General features: G+C 73.1%; 18 protein-coding genes. 8 read left to right on the forward strand and 10 right to left on the reverse strand.

Annotated elements, in window-relative coordinates:
* Positions 1-43: 43 nt before the first annotated feature.
* The 3 genes from AB0L34_RS13665 to AB0L34_RS13675 form a co-directional block, all read right to left on the reverse strand.
* A complete protein-coding gene (locus tag AB0L34_RS13665) occupies positions 44-490 on the reverse strand; it encodes a DoxX family protein (RefSeq protein WP_363704711.1) in 447 nt (148 codons plus the stop codon).
* 394 nt (positions 491-884) lie between these two features.
* Positions 885-1529, reverse strand: coding sequence for a hypothetical protein (locus AB0L34_RS13670; protein WP_363704713.1), 645 nt, complete (start codon positions 1527-1529; stop codon positions 885-887).
* Between the two features lie 193 nt (positions 1530-1722).
* Positions 1723-2505: a hypothetical protein gene (locus tag AB0L34_RS13675; RefSeq protein WP_363704715.1), complete on the reverse strand. Its 783-nt coding sequence runs from the start codon at positions 2503-2505 to the stop codon at positions 1723-1725.
* Positions 2506-2723: 218 nt separating this feature from the next.
* Here AB0L34_RS13675 and AB0L34_RS13680 point away from each other — a divergent pair, with 218 nt between their 5' ends.
* Positions 2724-3452, forward strand: a complete 729-nt coding sequence (locus tag AB0L34_RS13680) for a class I SAM-dependent methyltransferase (protein WP_363704717.1) — start codon at positions 2724-2726, stop codon at positions 3450-3452.
* A 166-nt stretch (positions 3453-3618) separates the two neighbouring features.
* Here the strand turns inward: AB0L34_RS13680 and AB0L34_RS13685 are convergent, their stop codons facing one another.
* Complete coding sequence (locus AB0L34_RS13685; protein WP_363704719.1) at positions 3619-6123, reverse strand: DUF3516 domain-containing protein; 2505 nt, start codon at positions 6121-6123, stop codon at positions 3619-3621.
* Between the two features lie 109 nt (positions 6124-6232).
* Positions 6233-6862, reverse strand: coding sequence for a tRNA (guanosine(46)-N7)-methyltransferase TrmB (gene trmB, locus AB0L34_RS13690; protein ID WP_363704769.1), 630 nt, complete (start codon positions 6860-6862; stop codon positions 6233-6235).
* Positions 6863-7087: 225 nt separating this feature from the next.
* On the opposite strand from trmB, the gene AB0L34_RS13695 reads away from it, so the two are divergent.
* On the forward strand, positions 7088-7744 hold the full coding sequence (locus AB0L34_RS13695; RefSeq protein ID WP_363704771.1) for a hypothetical protein: 657 nt from the start codon (positions 7088-7090) through the stop codon (positions 7742-7744).
* Between the two features lie 8 nt (positions 7745-7752).
* Positions 7753-8430 (forward strand): class F sortase, encoded by a 678-nt coding sequence (locus AB0L34_RS13700; RefSeq protein WP_363704721.1) that lies wholly within the window; start codon positions 7753-7755, stop codon positions 8428-8430.
* A gap of 15 nt (positions 8431-8445) precedes the next feature.
* On the opposite strand, the gene AB0L34_RS13705 is transcribed toward AB0L34_RS13700, so the two are convergent.
* The 3 genes from AB0L34_RS13705 to AB0L34_RS13715 form a co-directional block, all read right to left on the reverse strand.
* On the reverse strand, positions 8446-8760 hold the full coding sequence (locus AB0L34_RS13705) for an antibiotic biosynthesis monooxygenase (RefSeq protein WP_357452010.1): 315 nt from the start codon (positions 8758-8760) through the stop codon (positions 8446-8448).
* A 28-nt stretch (positions 8761-8788) separates the two neighbouring features.
* Positions 8789-9586 (reverse strand): exodeoxyribonuclease III, encoded by a 798-nt coding sequence (locus AB0L34_RS13710; protein ID WP_363704723.1) that lies wholly within the window; start codon positions 9584-9586, stop codon positions 8789-8791.
* A 68-nt stretch (positions 9587-9654) separates the two neighbouring features.
* Positions 9655-10575: a PAC2 family protein gene (locus tag AB0L34_RS13715; RefSeq protein WP_357452016.1), complete on the reverse strand. Its 921-nt coding sequence runs from the start codon at positions 10573-10575 to the stop codon at positions 9655-9657.
* A gap of 219 nt (positions 10576-10794) precedes the next feature.
* Here AB0L34_RS13715 and AB0L34_RS13720 point away from each other — a divergent pair, with 219 nt between their 5' ends.
* The 3 genes from AB0L34_RS13720 to AB0L34_RS13730 all read left to right on the forward strand — a co-directional run bounded on the left by AB0L34_RS13720 (position 10795) and on the right by AB0L34_RS13730 (position 11975).
* A complete protein-coding gene (locus AB0L34_RS13720; RefSeq protein WP_363704725.1) occupies positions 10795-10926 on the forward strand; it encodes a hypothetical protein in 132 nt (43 codons plus the stop codon).
* 103 nt (positions 10927-11029) lie between these two features.
* Positions 11030-11173 (forward strand): hypothetical protein, encoded by a 144-nt coding sequence (locus AB0L34_RS13725; protein ID WP_363704727.1) that lies wholly within the window; start codon positions 11030-11032, stop codon positions 11171-11173.
* Between the two features lie 34 nt (positions 11174-11207).
* The gene (locus AB0L34_RS13730) at positions 11208-11975 is read left to right on the forward strand and encodes an EcsC family protein (RefSeq protein ID WP_363704729.1); all 768 of its coding nucleotides are present in this window, start codon (positions 11208-11210) and stop codon (positions 11973-11975) included.
* Positions 11976-12087: 112 nt separating this feature from the next.
* Here AB0L34_RS13730 and AB0L34_RS13735 read toward each other — a convergent pair whose 3' ends face one another.
* Together AB0L34_RS13735 and AB0L34_RS13740 are read right to left on the reverse strand one after the other, a co-directional pair.
* Complete coding sequence (locus AB0L34_RS13735) at positions 12088-12939, reverse strand: GDSL-type esterase/lipase family protein (RefSeq protein WP_357452027.1); 852 nt, start codon at positions 12937-12939, stop codon at positions 12088-12090.
* 155 nt (positions 12940-13094) lie between these two features.
* Complete coding sequence (locus tag AB0L34_RS13740) at positions 13095-13706, reverse strand: antibiotic biosynthesis monooxygenase (protein ID WP_357452030.1); 612 nt, start codon at positions 13704-13706, stop codon at positions 13095-13097.
* Positions 13707-13864: 158 nt separating this feature from the next.
* Between AB0L34_RS13740 and AB0L34_RS13745 the strand changes: the two genes are divergently transcribed.
* Entirely contained in the window at positions 13865-14128 is a 264-nt protein-coding gene (locus AB0L34_RS13745) for a DUF6343 family protein (protein ID WP_350682876.1), read from the forward strand.
* Positions 14129-14140: 12 nt separating this feature from the next.
* Positions 14141-15553, forward strand: coding sequence for an NADP-dependent succinic semialdehyde dehydrogenase (locus tag AB0L34_RS13750; protein WP_363704731.1), 1413 nt, complete (start codon positions 14141-14143; stop codon positions 15551-15553).
* Positions 15554-15575: the final 22 nt, after the last annotated feature.

Here is a 15575-nt window from a genome sequence, read left to right on the forward strand (position 1 = left end):
TGGCCGCACCGTCCCCGGTGCGGCCACCACTGCGTTGTGCGGGTCAGGCCCGGCCGGCGGGGGCCGGTTCGACGGCCCGGCGGCGGCCGGTCAGCAGGTGGTCGACGCTGAGCCGGCCGGCCCCGATCGCCGCCAGCAGCAGGCTCGCCGCGCCGAGGACGAGGACGAGCTCGTAGCCGCCCTTGTCCACGAACAGGCCGTTGCCGGCGTGCACGAAGATGAACGCGCCGAGCATGTCCAGCGCGAGCAGGACACCGGCGATCGGGACGACCGCGCCGAGGATCAGCGCCGCGCCGCCGAGCAGCTCGACGCCCGTGGCGAACCACGCGGACAGGGTCGGCAGGGGTACGCCGGCCTGGTCGAAGAAGGCGGCGGTCCCGTCGACGCCGTTGGTGACCAGCTTCTGCCAGCCGTGGGCGAAGAAGACGATGCCGACGCCGATCCGGGCGAGCAGCATCGCGACGTCACGGACGGTGGTGGGCAGGGTCATGGTTCTGCTCCTCATGCTGGTGGACTGCCGAACGGCCGGTCGGGTCGACGCGCGCCGTGTCGCGGACGGCCGGGCGCGACGCGACCGGCGGGCGGAACGTCCCGCAGCCCGGATCTCGGTCCGCCGGGTCTGTCGGATGCCGCCGGGGATCACCGTACCCGGAGATGGTTGAAGGCTCAACCGTTGACGGGGAAAGTGATTGTCGCCGCGCCGCGTTCTGTCGCCGACCTGGGCGAATCGCGCCCGAAGGACGTGGCCTCCGGGTGGTCGCCGGCGCGGCGGCCCGCCGGAACGGCGACGCGCCACCTCCCGGGGCGCGGTGTCGGCCGGCTCCGGAAGGTGGCGCGCGTCGGGGCCCCGGGTGGGCCCGTCGAGGGGTCGGGTGGTGGGTGGGTCAGGCGGCCGTGGCCCAGATCGCCTGGAAGGCGGCCGCCTCGCCGGCCAGCCAACGCTCGATCTGCTCGGGCCGGGCGTCGGCGGGCATGCGGTGGGCCTCGCCCCGGCGGACGTCCACCAGGACCGGCTCGGCGTGCGGGAGTACCGCGTCCATGTGCCGGGCCATCAGGTGCAGGGTGGCCAGCACCGCCTCCGGGCTGGGCGGGGCCTCGTCGAAGTGCAGGCGGACGGCCTCGACGCGACCGTCGGCGTGGCGTACGCCGAACTGGGGGTTGATCTTGACGGGCAGGTCGCCGAGCATGGCGAGCGCGTCGCGGGTCTGGGCGAGGTCGACGGCCCTCGGCTCGCCGAGGGAGTGCAGCCAGGCCCGCGCGCCGGGGACGAGGGCCTCGTAGAGCGGGCGCCAGCGGGGCTTGACCACGTCGGCCACCTGGTCGAGGTGGGTGCCGCCGGTGTGGAAGGCGATGTCGGCCTTGAGCGCCTTGACGAACTGGCCGTGCGGGTTGAAGCCGGAGCGGCTGACCCGCTGCTTGCGCAGGCCCCCGACGAAGGTGGCCTTGGTCGGGCCGGTGCGGTCGACGTAGCGGGTGAAGCCGAGCAGGGTGGCGTAGGGGGTGGGTGGGGCGGAGGCGGGCGTGGTCACGGGCGTCCTCCCAGGTCAGGAACTCGATTAGTACATACATTCTAATCGACCGGTGTGACATCGCCCAGGCGGCGAACGAGGTTGCCTGTGACCGAGCAACTTGCGACGAGATGGCCGCCGAGCGGCACGAGGAGCGGGGTGTGTGACGCGGGACGGGGCGGCAGAACGCCGCCCCGTCCCCGCAGACCGATGCTCAGGTGAGCATGTCGTAGACGTCGTCGGACGCCTCGACGATCTTGTCCGCCGGTGGCTTCTGCACCGGGTTGGCGGTTCCGTAGTCGGCGTAGGTGACGGTGATTTCCTGCGCCTTGCTCGTGGCCGACGCGGGCATCTGAAGGGTCATCTTGCTCAGCCGCCCCTGGCCGTCGAGCTGCGCGGTGAAGGGAATCGCTCCAGCCTTGCCGCCGAGTTCCTTCAGCGTGTCGGCGTCGAACCAATCCGAGTCGGTGGCCTTGGACCCGTCAACCGTTCCCGCGTACGCGCCCTCGCCGGTCTTCTCGACCTCGGTGATCGCCTCGATGAGTGGCTTGGTGCCGGCCGGGTCGACATCGACGAAGTCGAACTGGAGATCCTTGACGTCCTTGATCTTCGACCGGTCGAGATGCTGGTACTTGCCCTTGAGGGCGTGGACCTCGGGGATCATCTCGGCCATCGCGCCACCGAACTCGAGCAGGGCCCAGGTGTCGGCGTCGATGTGGACGAAATGCGTCTGCATGGTGAGGTCTTCGGTGGCCTGGCCACCCATCTTCATCTCGGCGCTCTTCGACGGCAGGTGCACCGTGCCGCTTACGGCGAAGTCCCCGTCACTGGTCACGACGAAGGTGAAGTTGCCCTTCTCGATCTCCTTCATGGAGGCGAGCAGCGCCTCTTTCGGATCGGAGGGGATGGCCGACGCGGCCGGGCCGCCGGCAGCCGGCGCCGGTTCGTCCGACTTGCAAGCGGCCAGACCGGGCACGAACAGGGCGGCGGCGAGCACGCCGACGCCCCACCGTCGAATGTTCACGTCGTCTCTCTTCACAGGAGGGTGGAAACCCGGCCGACCACGATCGCCGGGCAGGGAGCCAGCGCAGCGTAGCCGACCCGGCCGACGCCCAGAGTTGCCCCAGAAGCCGTGGTCACGCCGCCGACTTGTCTGCCGGCCCGGACGACGCGAACTCGCTCGTCCACTCCGGACCAGGAGGATACGGTGACCGCGTGGCTGACCCGATCTTCGCGGAGCGCCGTCTGGCCGAGGTCTACGACCCCCTGGATCCCGACCGCAGTGACCTGGACGTATACGCGGCCATGGCCCGGGAGTTCGGCGCGCACAGCGTCCTCGACATCGGCTGCGGTACCGGCACCTTCGCGTGTCTGCTCGCCCACCAGGACCTGGACGTGACAGCGGTGGACCCGGCGGCGGCGTCGTTGGAGGTCGCACGGACCAAGCCCGGTGCCGATCGGGTGCGGTGGCTGCACGGTTACGCGGTGGACCTGCCCCCGCTCCAGGTGGATCTGGCGACGATGACCGCGAACGTCGCCCAGGTCTTCCTGACCGACGAGGACTGGGCCTCGACTCTGCTGGCGGCGCACGCGGCGCTGCGCCCAGGAGGACGCCTGGTCTTCGAGACCCGCGACCCGACGGCGAAAGCGTGGTTGGAGTGGAACCACGAACGATCGCACAAGCACACGATGATCCCAGGCGTTGGCGAGGTCGAGACGTGGGTCGACCTGATCGACGTCAGCGGCGACCTGGTCTCCTTCCGCTGGACGTTCGTCTTCGCGTCGGACGGCACGCGGTTGACGTCCGACTCCACCCTGCGGTTTCGTCGCCGCGACGAGGTGGCCGCATCCCTCGCCGGCGCGGGCTATCTCGTCAGCGAGGTACGGCAGGCACCGGACCGGCCAGGTCGCGAGATGGTCTTCATCGCACAGCGTCCCGAATGACCGTCGGCACCGTGCCCGCGCAAGATCCGCTGAGCCAGCCAACCAGACCTGGACGTGTCCGGTCGCCCCTGTCTACGTGGCGGACCTCAGCTCCGCACCGGCGTGACTCGTCATCCTCGAACGGATGGGACCGCCCGGGGCATCCCGGGCGGTCCCATGGAACGACCTAGAGTTGGCTGACGGAGGTGATCCGGACCACCGCGGCGCCCGCCTCGTCGGAGGCGGCGAGGTCGACCTCGGCGCTGATGCCCCAGTCGTGGTCGCCCTCGGGGTCGTCCAGGATCTGCCGTACGCTCCACCGTTCCCGACCCTGTTCGATCATGAGCAGCGCCGGCCCGCGCGCGTCCGGTCCCACCCCGATCGAGTCGTACGCCTCGAAGTACGGCTCCAGCGCGTCGGCCCAGGCGTCGGCGTCCCAGCCCGACGCGGCGTCCAGTTCGCCGAGGTCGTGCCAGCGGCGCAGCGCGGCCAGCTCGACCCGGCGGAACAGGGCGTTGCGCACCAGCACCCGGAAGGCGCGGGCGTTGCGGGTGACCGCCGGGACGCGGTCGTCCAGCGCCTCGGCCGCCTCGGCGGCGTCGGTGGGGTTGCGCAGCCGCTCCCACTCGTCGATCAGGCTGGAGTCGACCTGGCGGACCAGCTCGCCGAGCCACTCGATGAGGTCGACCAGCTCCTCGGTCTTCGCGTCCTCGGGCACGGTCTGCCGCAGCGTCTTGTACGCGTCCGCGAGGTAGCGCAGCACGAGGCCCTCGGAGCGGGACAGCCCGTAGAACTGGACGTACTCCGTGAAGGTCATCGCCCGCTCGTACATGTCCCGCACCACGGACTTCGGGGAGAGCTGGTGGTCGGCCACCCACGGGTGGCCCTGGCGGTACATCTCGTACGCCGACTCCAGCAGCTCCGCGAGGGGCTTGGGCCAGGTCACCTCGTCGAGCAGTTCGAGTCGGGCCTCGTACTCGATCCCCTCGGCCTTCATCGCGGCGACCGCCTCGCCGCGGGCCTTGAACTGCTGCGCGGAGAGCACCTGGCGCGGGTCGTCGAGGATCGACTCGATCACCGAGAGGACGTCGAGGGCGTACGAGGGGGACTCGACGTCGAGCAGCTCGATCGCCGCGAGGGCCAGCGGTGACAACGGCTGGTTGAGGGCGAAGTCGAGCTGGAGGTCGACGGTGAGACGGACCCGCCGTCCGGTCTCGTCCGGCTCGTCGAGCTGCTCGACCACCCCGCCGGCGCGCAGCGCCCGGTAGATGGCGATGGCGCGCCGGATGTGCCGGCGCTGGGCGGCCCGGTCCTCGTGGTTGTCGGTGAGCAGGTGCCGCATCGCCGCGAACGCGTCGCCGGGGCGGCCGATCACGTTGAGCAGCATCGAGTGGCTGACCTGGAAGCTGGACGTCAACGGCTCGGGCTCGGCCTCGACCAGGCGCTCGAAGGTGGGCTTGCCCCAGCCGATCGACCCCTCCGGCGGCTTCTTGCGCACCACCTTGCGCCGCTTCTTCGGGTCGTCGCCGGCCTTGGCCAGGGCCTTCTCGTTGTCGATGACGTGCTCCGGGGCCTGCACCACCACCCGGCCGATGGTGTCGAAGCCGGCCCGACCGGCCCGTCCGGCGATCTGGTGGAACTCGCGGGCCTTGAGCAGCCGGGTGCGCACGCCGTCGTACTTGGACAGGCCGGTGAACAGCACGGTGCGGATCGGCACGTTGATCCCGACGCCGAGGGTGTCCGTGCCGCAGATGACCTTGAGCAGGCCGGCCTGGGCGAGGGTCTCCACCAGCCGGCGGTACTTGGGCAGCATGCCGGCGTGGTGCACGCCGATGCCGTGCCGGACCAGCCGGGACAGGGTCTTGCCGAAGCCGGAGGTGAACCGGAAGTTCCCGATGGCCTGGGCGATCATGTCCTTCTCGGCCCGGGTGCAGACGTTCACGCTCATCAGGGCCTGGGCGCGTTCCAGGGCGGCGGCCTGGGTGAAGTGCACGACGTAGACCGGCGCCTGCTTCGTCTCCAGCAGCTCCTCCAGGGTCTCGTGCAGCGGCGTCATCGCGTACGAGAAGAGGAGCGGGACCGGCCGCTCGGCCGAGCGGACGACGGCGGTGGGCCGGCCGGTGCGCCGGGTCAGGTCGTCGACGAAGCGGGTGGTGTCGCCGAGCGTGGCCGACATGAGGACGAACTGGGCCTGCGGCAGCTCGATCAGCGGCACCTGCCACGCCCAGCCGCGGTCCGGCTCGGCGTAGAAGTGGAACTCGTCCATGATCACCTGGCCGACGTCGGCCCGGTCGCCCTCGCGCAGCGCCAGGTTGGCCAGGATCTCGGCCGTGCAGCAGATGATCGGGGCGTCGGCGTTGACGCTGGCGTCGCCGGTCAGCATGCCGACGTTGTCGGCGCCGAAGACCTCGCAGAGGGCGAAGAACTTCTCCGACACCAGGGCCTTGATCGGGGCGGTGTAGAAGGTGGTCCGGTCGTCGGCCAGGGCCGCGAAGTGCGCCGCGATCGCCACCAGGCTCTTACCGGAGCCGGTCGGCGTATTCATGATCACGTTGGCGCCGGAGACGATCTCGATGACCGCCTCCTCCTGGTGGGGGTAGAGGTCGAGGCCGCGCTCCTTCGCCCAGCCGGCGAACGCGTCGAAGAGGGTGTCGGGGTCGGCGCTGGTCGGCAGCGCGGCGGTGAGCGTCATAGCGGGTCCCATGGTGCCTGGATCATGCCCCCGCGCGCCAACCGGCCCCGGACCGTCGGGCGTGGGGAACGAGACCCCGCACCGTGGAATACGGTGACCGGGCCTTCTGTCACGCCCGCCGGTAGATCAGGTCGAAGACCGGGCGGCCGGCCGTCAGGGCTCGGCGTTCGAACTTGGTGACCGGGCGGTGTGGCGGGCGGGGGGCGAAGCCCTCGTGCGCGTTGACCAGCCCCGGGTCGGCGTCCAGGGTCTCCCGCATCGCCTCGGCGTACTCGGCCCAGTCGGTGGCGCAGTGCAGGGTGCCGCCGGGCGCCAGCCGGGAGCGCAGCAGCGCGACGTGGGCCGGCTGGATGATCCGCCGCTTGTGGTGCCGCGACTTGGGCCACGGGTCCGGGAAGAAGACGTGCACCGCGTCCAGCGACGCCGCCGGCAGGCCCGCCACCAGGTCCAGCGCGTCGCCCTGCGCCACCCGCACGTTGCGCAGGCCGTGCCGGTCCACCAGGTCCAGCAGGTTGGCGATTCCGGGCGTGTGCACCTCGACCGCCAGATAGTCTCGATCCGGGTCGGCGGCGGCCATCGCGGCGGTGGTGTCGCCCATCCCGGACCCGATCTCCACCACCACCGGGGCCCGACGGCCGAACAGGCCGGCCAGGTCCACCGGCGTGCCGGGCTCGTCCGGGACGAGCAGGCCGTGGACCGGCCAGAGCCGGTCCAACGCCTCCGTCTGGCGGCTGCTCATCCGGCCGCGGCGCGGATGGAAGGTGCGGATCGTCCGGGCGGCGGGCGGCGCGGGCGCGGCGGCGGGAGAGTCGATGGAGGTCACAACGACCCGAGCGTACGCGACGACCGCGCCGGATCGGATGTGATGTTCGCCCGGGGATGAGAGGATCCATCCCGTACGGCAGGCCGGGCTCCTGGTGTTGCCCGGCACTGCCTCAACGCGCCGGGAGGTGGCGTCGTGTCAGTGCACCGCGGCGGTCTGGCGCTGGCGATCGCGACCGCGCTCGCCGGCCCGCTGCTCGCGGCCTGGCCGGCCGGGGCCGCCCCGCCGACCACCGGCCTCCCCGCTGCCACCGGCCTCCCCGCTGCCACCGGCCTCCCCGCTGCCACCGGCCTCCCTGTCGCCGTCGGCCTCCCCGTTGCCGGATTGCGGGCGGAGCCCGCGCCGGGGGGCCCGCCGCAGCCGAAGCCACCGGAGCCCACCGTCTTCGTCGAGGTCAGCCCGAGCACCGTGCAGCCGGGCTTCCTCGTCGGCATCCGGGCCAGTTGCCGGGACAACTCGATCCCCGCGATCGTGGTCTCGGACGCCTTCGGCCGGGTGCAGGTGCAGCCGCAGCGCGGGCTGCTGACCGCCGCGCCGATGGTGCGCGAGCGCACCCGGCCCGGCAACTACCGGGTCAAGCTGGAGTGCCCCGACGGGGAGACCGCCTCGACCATGCTCCAGGTGGTCAAGGCGGTGAAGCCCAGTCGCGGCCCGGCGACGGGCTTCGGCGGAGGCGACGGCGGGTTCACCGGCGGGCTGCTGCTTCCCGGTGGTCTGGCGCTGACCGTGGCCGGCATCGTCCTCGCGGTGGTCGCGGCGCGCCGCCCGCGCTCCGGCCGTGACGCCGCCCGACGGTGAGCCCGCTCATGGCCACCTCGCCCGCCCCCCAGTTGCCCGCCGCAGCGGCCCGCCGGCGTCCGCCGCCCGGACGCCGCCCCTGGTCGGTGCCGCTGGCCGTGGTGCTGGTGCTGGTCGGGGTATTCGCCACCGGGGCGGGGCTGGGGAGGACGGCCGGGCCGTTCGACTGGGCCGCCGGCGCGGGGGAGTCGCGTCCGGCCCGCGGCGAGAGCGGCGCCCTGTCGGCCAGCCGGCCCGTACGCCTGTCGATCCCCTCGATCGAGGTGGCCGCGCCGGTGGCGCCCGTGGGCGAGGCCCGGGACGGCTCGATCGCCGTCCCGCCGCTGGACCGGGCCGACGAGACCGGCTGGTACGACCGGGGCCCGACCCCGGGCGAGCCGGGCCCGGCGGTCATCGTGGGGCACGTGGACACCAAGAGCGGCCCGTCGGTCTTCTACGACCTGCACAGGCTGCGCCCGGGGGACACGGTCGAGGTGACCCGGGCGGACCGCTCGGTCGTGGTGTTCCGGGTCGACTCGGTGGAGCACTTCCCGAAGGAGCGGCTGCCGGCGGAGCGGGTCTACGGCGACGAGGGCCCGCCGGGTCTGCGCCTCATCACCTGCGGCGGCGACTGGCTCGGCGGCCGGACGGGCTACGCCGACAACATCATCGCCTTCGCCACCCTGACCTCCTCCCGCCCCGCCTGACCCACCCGGGACGGGTCAGGGGCGGGGCGGGACCTGCTGGACGACCTCGAACTCCAGCAGGCTGGCGCCCGAGGCGACCGGGGGGCGCCGTTCGCCCGTGCCGGCATGGGCGGCGCGGGAGGGGCCGGCGGCCCACGCCTGGTAGGCCTCCTCGCTCTCCCACCGCGTGTAGACGAAGTAGCGGTTCTCCCCGGCGACCGGGCGCAGCAGCTCGAAGCCGAGGAACCCGGGGGAGTTCTCCACGGCGCCGGCCCGGGCGGCGAACCGCTTCTCCAGCTCCTCGCCCGCGCCGGGAGGGACGTCGATCGCGTTGATCTTCACGACTGCCATGGCTCCACCCTAGTCACGCCGTCGGGGCTCAGAACGACTCGACCGCCGGAACCAGGTCGGCGTCCACCACGATCGGGGCATGGTCGGACGGGCCCTTGCCCTTGCGGGCCTCCCGGTCCACGTACGCCGAGCGGACCGCCCGCGTGAACGGCGCCGAGGCGTACACGAGGTCGATCCGCATGCCCTTGTTCTGGTGGAACATCCCCGCCCGGTAGTCCCAGTAGGTGAACGGGTGGGGGCCCTTCATCGGGGTGGGCACCACGTCGGAGAGCCCGAGGTCGCGCAGCGCCGCGAGGGCCGCCCGCTCGGCCGGGGTGACGTGCGTGGAGTGGGTGAACACCGCCGGGTCCCAGACGTCGGCGTCGGTCGGGGCGACGTTGAAGTCACCGCAGACGGCCAGCGGCACCCCGCTCGCCAACTCCGTCTCCAGGGCGTCCCGCAGCGCCGCGAACCAGGACAACTTGTACGCGTAGTGCGGGTCGTCCGGCGTGCGGCCGTTCGGCACGTACACCGACCAGACCCGCACCCCGTCGCAGGTCGCGGAGATGGCCCGGGCCTCCGGCTCGGGGAACCCCGGCTCGCCCGGGAACCCCACCACCACGTCGGCCAGGCCGACCCGGGACAGGATCGCCACCCCGTTCCACCGGCCGTCGCTGTGGCTGGCCACGTGGTAGCCCAGTTCGCCGACCTCGGCCACCGGGAAGGCCCCGTCCGGGCACTTCGTCTCCTGCAGGCAGACGACGTCCGGCCCGGTGCCGGCCAGCCACTCCAGCAGCCGGGGCAGGCGGGCCTTCACCGAGTTCACGTTCCAGGTCGCCAGGCGCATGGGTCCAGCCTGCCCCATCCGCGCCCGCGCCGCCGCGTCAGCTCCCGGGGTGTCGCGCCGGCGGCCCGTCAGGTGTTCGGGGTGTCGCCCGGGCGGGTCTGCTCGGCCAGGAACCGCTCCAGCTCGGCGCCCAGCTCGTCGGCGGTCGGCAGCGGCCCCGTCTCCTTGGCGAGCAGGCTCCGCTCGCCCCGGCCCCGCGCGAACGCGTCGTACTGCTCCTCGAGGGCCTGCACCAGTTGGGCGGCCTCGTCGGTCTGCGCGACCTGCCGGTCGATCTCCAGCCGGACCACCTCGGCGGCCGAGCGCAGCCCGTCGCGGGGCAGCAGCAGCCCGGTGCTGCGGGACACGGAGGCGAGCAGCACCTCGGCTGCGGCCGGGTACTCGGTCTGCGCCACGTAGTGCGGCACGTGGGCGGCGAAGCCCAGGGCGTCGCGGCCCAGCTCGCCGAGGCGGAACTCCAGCAGGTGCCCGACGCTGCCCGGCACCTGCACCCGCTGCAACCACGGCTCGTAGCCGGCGATCAGCTCGCGCCGGGTGGCGTGCGCGGTCACCCCGGCGGGGCGGGTGTGCGGCACGGCCATCGGGATCGCGTTGAGCCCCACGGTGAGCCGGACGTCCAGCCGCGCGGTGAGCGCGCCGACGGCGGCCACGAAGCGCTCCCACTGCAGGTCCGGCTCGGGGCCGGTGAGCAGCAGGAAGGGCGTCTCGTCGTCGTCGCGCAGCACGTGCAGCTCCAACGCCGGGGCGTCGTACGACTCCCAGTGGTCCTCGACGAAGGTCATCACCGGCCGGCGCGAGCGGTAGTCGAAGAGCTGGTCGACGTCGAACCGGGCGATCGGGCGGGCGTCCAGCGAGGTGAGCAGCTGCTCCCTGGCCAGTCGGGTGGCGCTGCCGGCGTCGACGAACCCGGTGAGGGCCTGGATCAGGACGGGCTGACCGAGGTCGGGCAGCTCGTCGATGAGTTCGTAGAGCTCGTGTGGATCGAGCACCGGTGCGGACCTCCCTGGGTCGTGCGTACGGGTCGCCGCGCGGGGGCGGCACCCGTTCGGGGAACGTACCCGCCATCCTCATGCATTCCTGCCGGCGGCTTCCGGGGGGCCGCCGCGTGATCAGCAATCAGGGCGTATCCCCGCAACTCCACCGTCGGACGCCCAGCGATGACCGTGAGGTGGACCATCCTATCGGCCGAAAGGGTGAACCCGGGGATCATGCACTCGCAGCAGATGCGCCTGACCGACGCCGCCCAGGCGGTGCAGATCTCGGCCTACCCGGAGCACTACGCCAAGCGCGAGTGGCGGGCCGCGGAGGTCGTCGAGGCGATCCTGGAGGCCGGCCAGTAGTCTTCCGCCGACCACAGTGGACGGTTGCGGTTCGGGTGTCCGGGGTACGGATGTTGTCGCTCCGGGGTACACATGGAAGAGGCACCACCGACAGGAGGACGACATGTCTCTGATGCAGCGGATCAGCACCTTCCTGCGCTCGCCGAAGGGCCGGCAACTGATCGACCGTGGCCGGCGCGAGCTGGCCAAGCCCGGCACCCAGCAGAAGCTGAAGGGCCTCGCCGCCAAGCTCCAGAACCGCCGCTGACCCCCGACGACCTCTCCGACCCCCGGGAGAACCCGTGACCGATTCCGCGCCCGTCGACGGCCAGCCCACCCAGCCCGCCGCGGGAGCGCCCCAGCCGCCGGCGGTGGTGCCGGCGCCTCCGCAGGAGGTCCCGGAGGCGCCGCCGCTCAAGCTCTGGGACCGGATGCGGGAGGATCCGCAGTACGCCCCGGAGCACCTCGCCCTGGAGGCCGTGCGCCGGCTGGGGCCGGAGGCGGCGCAGTGGGCCGCGCGGGCCCGGGCCGAGCAGCCCGGGGCCTCCGTCGAGGCCCTGGCGGAGCAGGCCGTACGCAAGTTCGTCAACCACGCCCGGCTCTCCGGCGCCGTCTCCGGGGCGGCCGGGCTGCCCGGTGCCGTGATCGACGTGGGCGTGCTGGCCTGGACCCAGGCCCGGATGGTGCTGCACGTCGCCGCCGCGTACGGCGTCGACCCGCTGCACCCCGACCGGGCCACCGACCTGCTCGTGCTGCAGAAGGTGCACAAGGTGGCCGAGAGCGCCCGGCTCGCGCTCGGGGTGGCCGCCGGGCGGGAGCGCGCCGGCGCCCTGTTCGGCAGCGGCGGGCAGAACCCGCTCGGGAAGGTGATGCTGCGCCTGGGCGTACGCCTGGCCCAGATGGCCGGGGTGCGCGCGGCGAAGCGGCTCTTCGCCAAGGTGGTGCCCGGGGCGGCGATCATCCTCGGCACCTGGGCGAACTCGTCGGCCACCAAGGACCTGGCCGCCCGTTCCCGTGCCCTCTACCGCCACTACGGCACCCGCGCCGTCCCCGCACCCCGCCGACCCTGATCCCCCGGGTCGGCTCCCCGCCCGTGCCGGCTTCCGGCCCGGTCCGTGCCCGTGACGACCGGTCCGTGCCCGTGGCGACCGGTCCGTGCCCGTGACGACCGGTCCGGGCCGGTCAGGAGGCGAGGCCCGAGGCGCGCCAGGCCACGTCGGCCAGGCGGTCCTGGCCGGCGGCGTTGGGGTGGAACCAGTCCAGCGGGTTGACGAGGTCCAGGTCGAACCGCACCCGGTGCACCGCCCCGCCGTCGTAGCGGCAGCGTGAGCCGTACGCCTTGCAGGCGGCGGCGAGCTGGGCGTTGTAGTCGTCGATCCGCTCCCGGACGGCCGCCCGGCGGGCCCGGTCCAGCGGGTCCGTCGAGGCCGGGTCGGCCAGCAGCGCCGGGCAGACGCCCCGCTTCCAGGCGCGGACCGCCCGGGCGTCGGTGTGCCCGACCTCCCAGAGCCGGTACAGGTCCGGGATGCTCACCACCAGCACCCGTGCCTTCGGCCGGCCCTGCCGCAGCACCCGCAGGCCCCGGTCCACCTCCGCGCGGAACCGCGTCACGGGTGTCATCGCCTCGATGCCGCCCCGGCACACGTCGTTGGCCCCGATCAGCACGGTCACGTGGTCGACGCGGTCGCGTACCGCCTGCTGGGCCTGTCCCTCCAGCGACGCCGCGCGCGCTCCCGGGCGGGCGTGGTTGTAGGCCCGGCCGCGGATGGCGGGGGTGCGGTCGAGCAGTCGGCGGTAGAGGCTGTCCACGCGCAGCCCGTCCCCGGTGGACCACGAGTTGCGCTGGCACGAGGTCAGCACCAGGCAGGAGCCGAAGCCGGTGCTGATCGAGTCGCCGAGCGCCGCGATGCCGCCGGACCCGCCCGGCGACGGCGTCCCGCGCGGCGGGCGGGAGCCGGGGTCCCCGCCGCCCTCGCAGGCGAGGGCGACCAGTGCCAGCAGACAGGCGACGGCGGTCACCCAGCGTCGAGGCATCTCTTCCCCAGTCCCGCAGCGGAGAGCAACAGCGCGGTAACTGTACGCACGGGTCGGGGTGTGGTCACCCGCTGCTGTCGGCTATGCGGCACAGCCCTGTACCGCCGCGCGTCGACCTGCTAAAGGCAGCCCGCCTGCGAGGCGGGCGCGGGGGGTCAGCGGGCCGGGCGCCACGGCGGCCGCTGCCCGTGCAGCCACCAGTGCAGGGACGCCGTGATCCGGGGCAGCACCAGGTAGGTCATCAGCGGGGTCAGCGTGAGGGTCATCAGCAGCACCCGGGCGGCCAGCGGCACGTCGGGGAGGAGCCGGCTGGTCAGCAGCGTCGCGGTGAGGCTGAGCGGGAAGAAGGCCAACCAGATCGTCACGGCCTGCTTCCAGCGCGGCGGGGACGGCGGCGGCACGGTGGGATCCGCGCTGACCGGCACCGTCTCGACGACGTGCTCCCGCGGCGGGTCGAACCAGCCCTCGATCCCGGTGCGCCGCTCCACCCGGGTGTGCTCCACGATGCCCTGCGCCGAGGACAGCCACCAGTGTCGCTGCGGCGACTCCTCCCACCGGCGCAGCGTCTCGTGGTCGGCGAAGCGGTAGATGATGTGCCACTCGCCGGAGCCGGGCGCGCTGCGTACCCAGCCCGACCCGAGGAACCCCGGGAACGCCTCGGCCAGCGCCGTGCCGGCCCGCATCCAGGCCACCATCTCGCTGGTCCGGGCGGGATCGGTGCGCCGCGCGACGGCGACGGTCACCGGCAGGGCGTGGGTCATGGTCATGCCGACCATCCTCCCCGCTCCGGGCGGGATCCGGCGGCTCATGGCGCCCGGTTGTAACGCACCTTACCGGCGGCGTGACGCGGCCCACGCGGCCCGCGGCGGGAGCCGGGGTGGCCGCGGAGCGGGTTAAGCCGGCCGATCGGGGGTAGGTCCGTGCAATGACGAGATCGCAGCCCCGGCGCGCCCGTGGCACGGTCGGCCACGCCTACAGCGCGCTGAACATGCGGCTCCTGCTCGCCGGGTTCGGGCTGGTCACCATGGCCGTGTTCGCGGTGCTGGCGTTCCGTGCCGACCTGGTGTGGCTGGGGGTCCTCTGCGTGGTCTTCGCGGTGGTCGCCGTGGTCGACCTGATCATCATCCAGCGCCGCCGCGCCGCCCGCCGCCGGGAGGAGCCGGGCGCCCGCCACTCACTCTTCGAGTGACAGGAGTACGAGATGCCCATCGCGACCACCAACCCCGCCACGGGACAGGTGCTCAAGAGCTACGACCCGATGTCGGCCGAACAGATCGACGCCGCCATCGAGCGCGCCGACCTGGCGTACCGCCAACTGCGGGGCACCACGATCGCGCAGCGCGAGCGGTGGCTGACCGCGGCGGCCGACCTGCTGGAGGCCGAACGCGACGAGACCGCCCGGCTCATGACCACCGAGATGGGCAAGACGTACGCGGCGGCCAAGGCCGAGGTCACCAAGTGCGCCACCGCCTGCCGCTTCTACGCGGCGAAGGCCGCCGAGTTCCTCGCCGACGAGCCCGCCGACGCGACGGCGGTCAAGGCCACCCGGGCGTTCGTCCGCTACCAACCGATCGGGCCGGTGCTCGCGGTGATGCCCTGGAACTTCCCGCTCTGGCAGGTGATGCGCTTCGCCGCGCCGGCGCTGATGGCCGGCAACACCGGCCTGCTCAAGCACGCCTCCAACGTGCCGCAGACCGCGCTGCTGCTGGAGGACCTCTTCCGCCGTGCCGGCTTCCCGGAGGGGGCGTTCACCACGCTGCTGGTCGGCTCGGCCGAGGTCGACCGGGTGCTCAGCGACCCCCGCGTACGCGCGGCGACGCTGACCGGCAGCGAGGGCGCCGGCCGCTCGATCGCCCAGATCGCCGGCCGGGAGCTGAAGAAGACGGTGCTGGAGCTGGGCGGGAGCGACCCGTTCGTGGTGATGCCCTCGGCGGACCTCGACCGGGCCGCCGAGGTGGCGACCACCGCCCGCTGCCAGAACAACGGCCAGTCCTGCATCGCCGCCAAGCGGTTCATCGTGCACGCCGACGTGTTCGACGCCTTCGCCGAGAAGTTCGCCGCGCGCATGTCGGCCCTGCGGGTCGGGGACCCGATGGACCCCGACACCGACGTCGGCCCGCTGGCCAGCGAGGGCGGGCGCGACGAGATCCACGCCCAGGTGCGGGACGCGGTCGACAGGGGCGCCACGGTGCTCTGCGGCGGCGAGCCGCCCGCCGGGCCCGGCTGGTTCTACCCGCCGACGGTGGTGACCGACCTGAGGCCGGAGATGCGGATGTGGTCCGAGGAGGTCTTCGGGCCCGTCGCCGGCCTCTACCGCGTGTCGTCGTACGACGAGGCGATCGAGGTGGCCAACGGCACCGCCTTCGGGCTCGGGTCGAACGCCTGGACCCGCGACCCCGAGGAGCAGGAGCGCTTCGCCACCGACCTGGACGCCGGCAACGTGTTCGTCAACGGGATGACCACGTCCTATCCGGAACTGCCCTTCGGCGGGGTGAAGAACTCCGGCTACGGCCGGGAGCTCTCCGCGCTGGGCATGCGCGAGTTTTGCAACACCAAGACCGTCTGGGTGGGCGAGGGGGCCGCCACGGCCGGCGCCGGCGCGCACGCCGAGTAGCAGCGCCCGGGCGCGGCCGGGC

It is taken from the genome of Micromonospora sp. NPDC052213, assembly GCF_040679695.1.
In the GTDB taxonomy this organism is placed as follows: Bacteria; Actinomycetota; Actinomycetes; order Mycobacteriales; family Micromonosporaceae; genus Micromonospora.

Coding starts and splice junctions, on each gene's coding strand:
- AB0L34_RS13685 (WP_363704719.1), bottom strand. CDS start 6,123: ATGACGCTCACCGCCGCGCTGCCGACCAGCGCCGACCCCGACACCCTC.
- trmB (WP_363704769.1), bottom strand. CDS start 6,862: ATGAGCAGCCGCCAGACGGAGGCGTTGGACCGGCTCTGGCCGGTCCAC.
- AB0L34_RS13735 (WP_357452027.1), bottom strand. CDS start 12,939: ATGCCTCGACGCTGGGTGACCGCCGTCGCCTGTCTGCTGGCACTGGTC.
- AB0L34_RS13720 (WP_363704725.1), top strand. CDS start 10,795: ATGCACTCGCAGCAGATGCGCCTGACCGACGCCGCCCAGGCGGTGCAG.
- AB0L34_RS13665 (WP_363704711.1), bottom strand. CDS start 490: ATGACCCTGCCCACCACCGTCCGTGACGTCGCGATGCTGCTCGCCCGG.
- AB0L34_RS13710 (WP_363704723.1), bottom strand. CDS start 9,586: ATGCGCCTGGCGACCTGGAACGTGAACTCGGTGAAGGCCCGCCTGCCC.
- AB0L34_RS13725 (WP_363704727.1), top strand. CDS start 11,030: ATGTCTCTGATGCAGCGGATCAGCACCTTCCTGCGCTCGCCGAAGGGC.
- AB0L34_RS13700 (WP_363704721.1), top strand. CDS start 7,753: ATGGCCACCTCGCCCGCCCCCCAGTTGCCCGCCGCAGCGGCCCGCCGG.
- AB0L34_RS13740 (WP_357452030.1), bottom strand. CDS start 13,706: ATGACCATGACCCACGCCCTGCCGGTGACCGTCGCCGTCGCGCGGCGC.
- AB0L34_RS13705 (WP_357452010.1), bottom strand. CDS start 8,760: ATGGCAGTCGTGAAGATCAACGCGATCGACGTCCCTCCCGGCGCGGGC.
- AB0L34_RS13745 (WP_350682876.1), top strand. CDS start 13,865: ATGACGAGATCGCAGCCCCGGCGCGCCCGTGGCACGGTCGGCCACGCC.
- AB0L34_RS13750 (WP_363704731.1), top strand. CDS start 14,141: ATGCCCATCGCGACCACCAACCCCGCCACGGGACAGGTGCTCAAGAGC.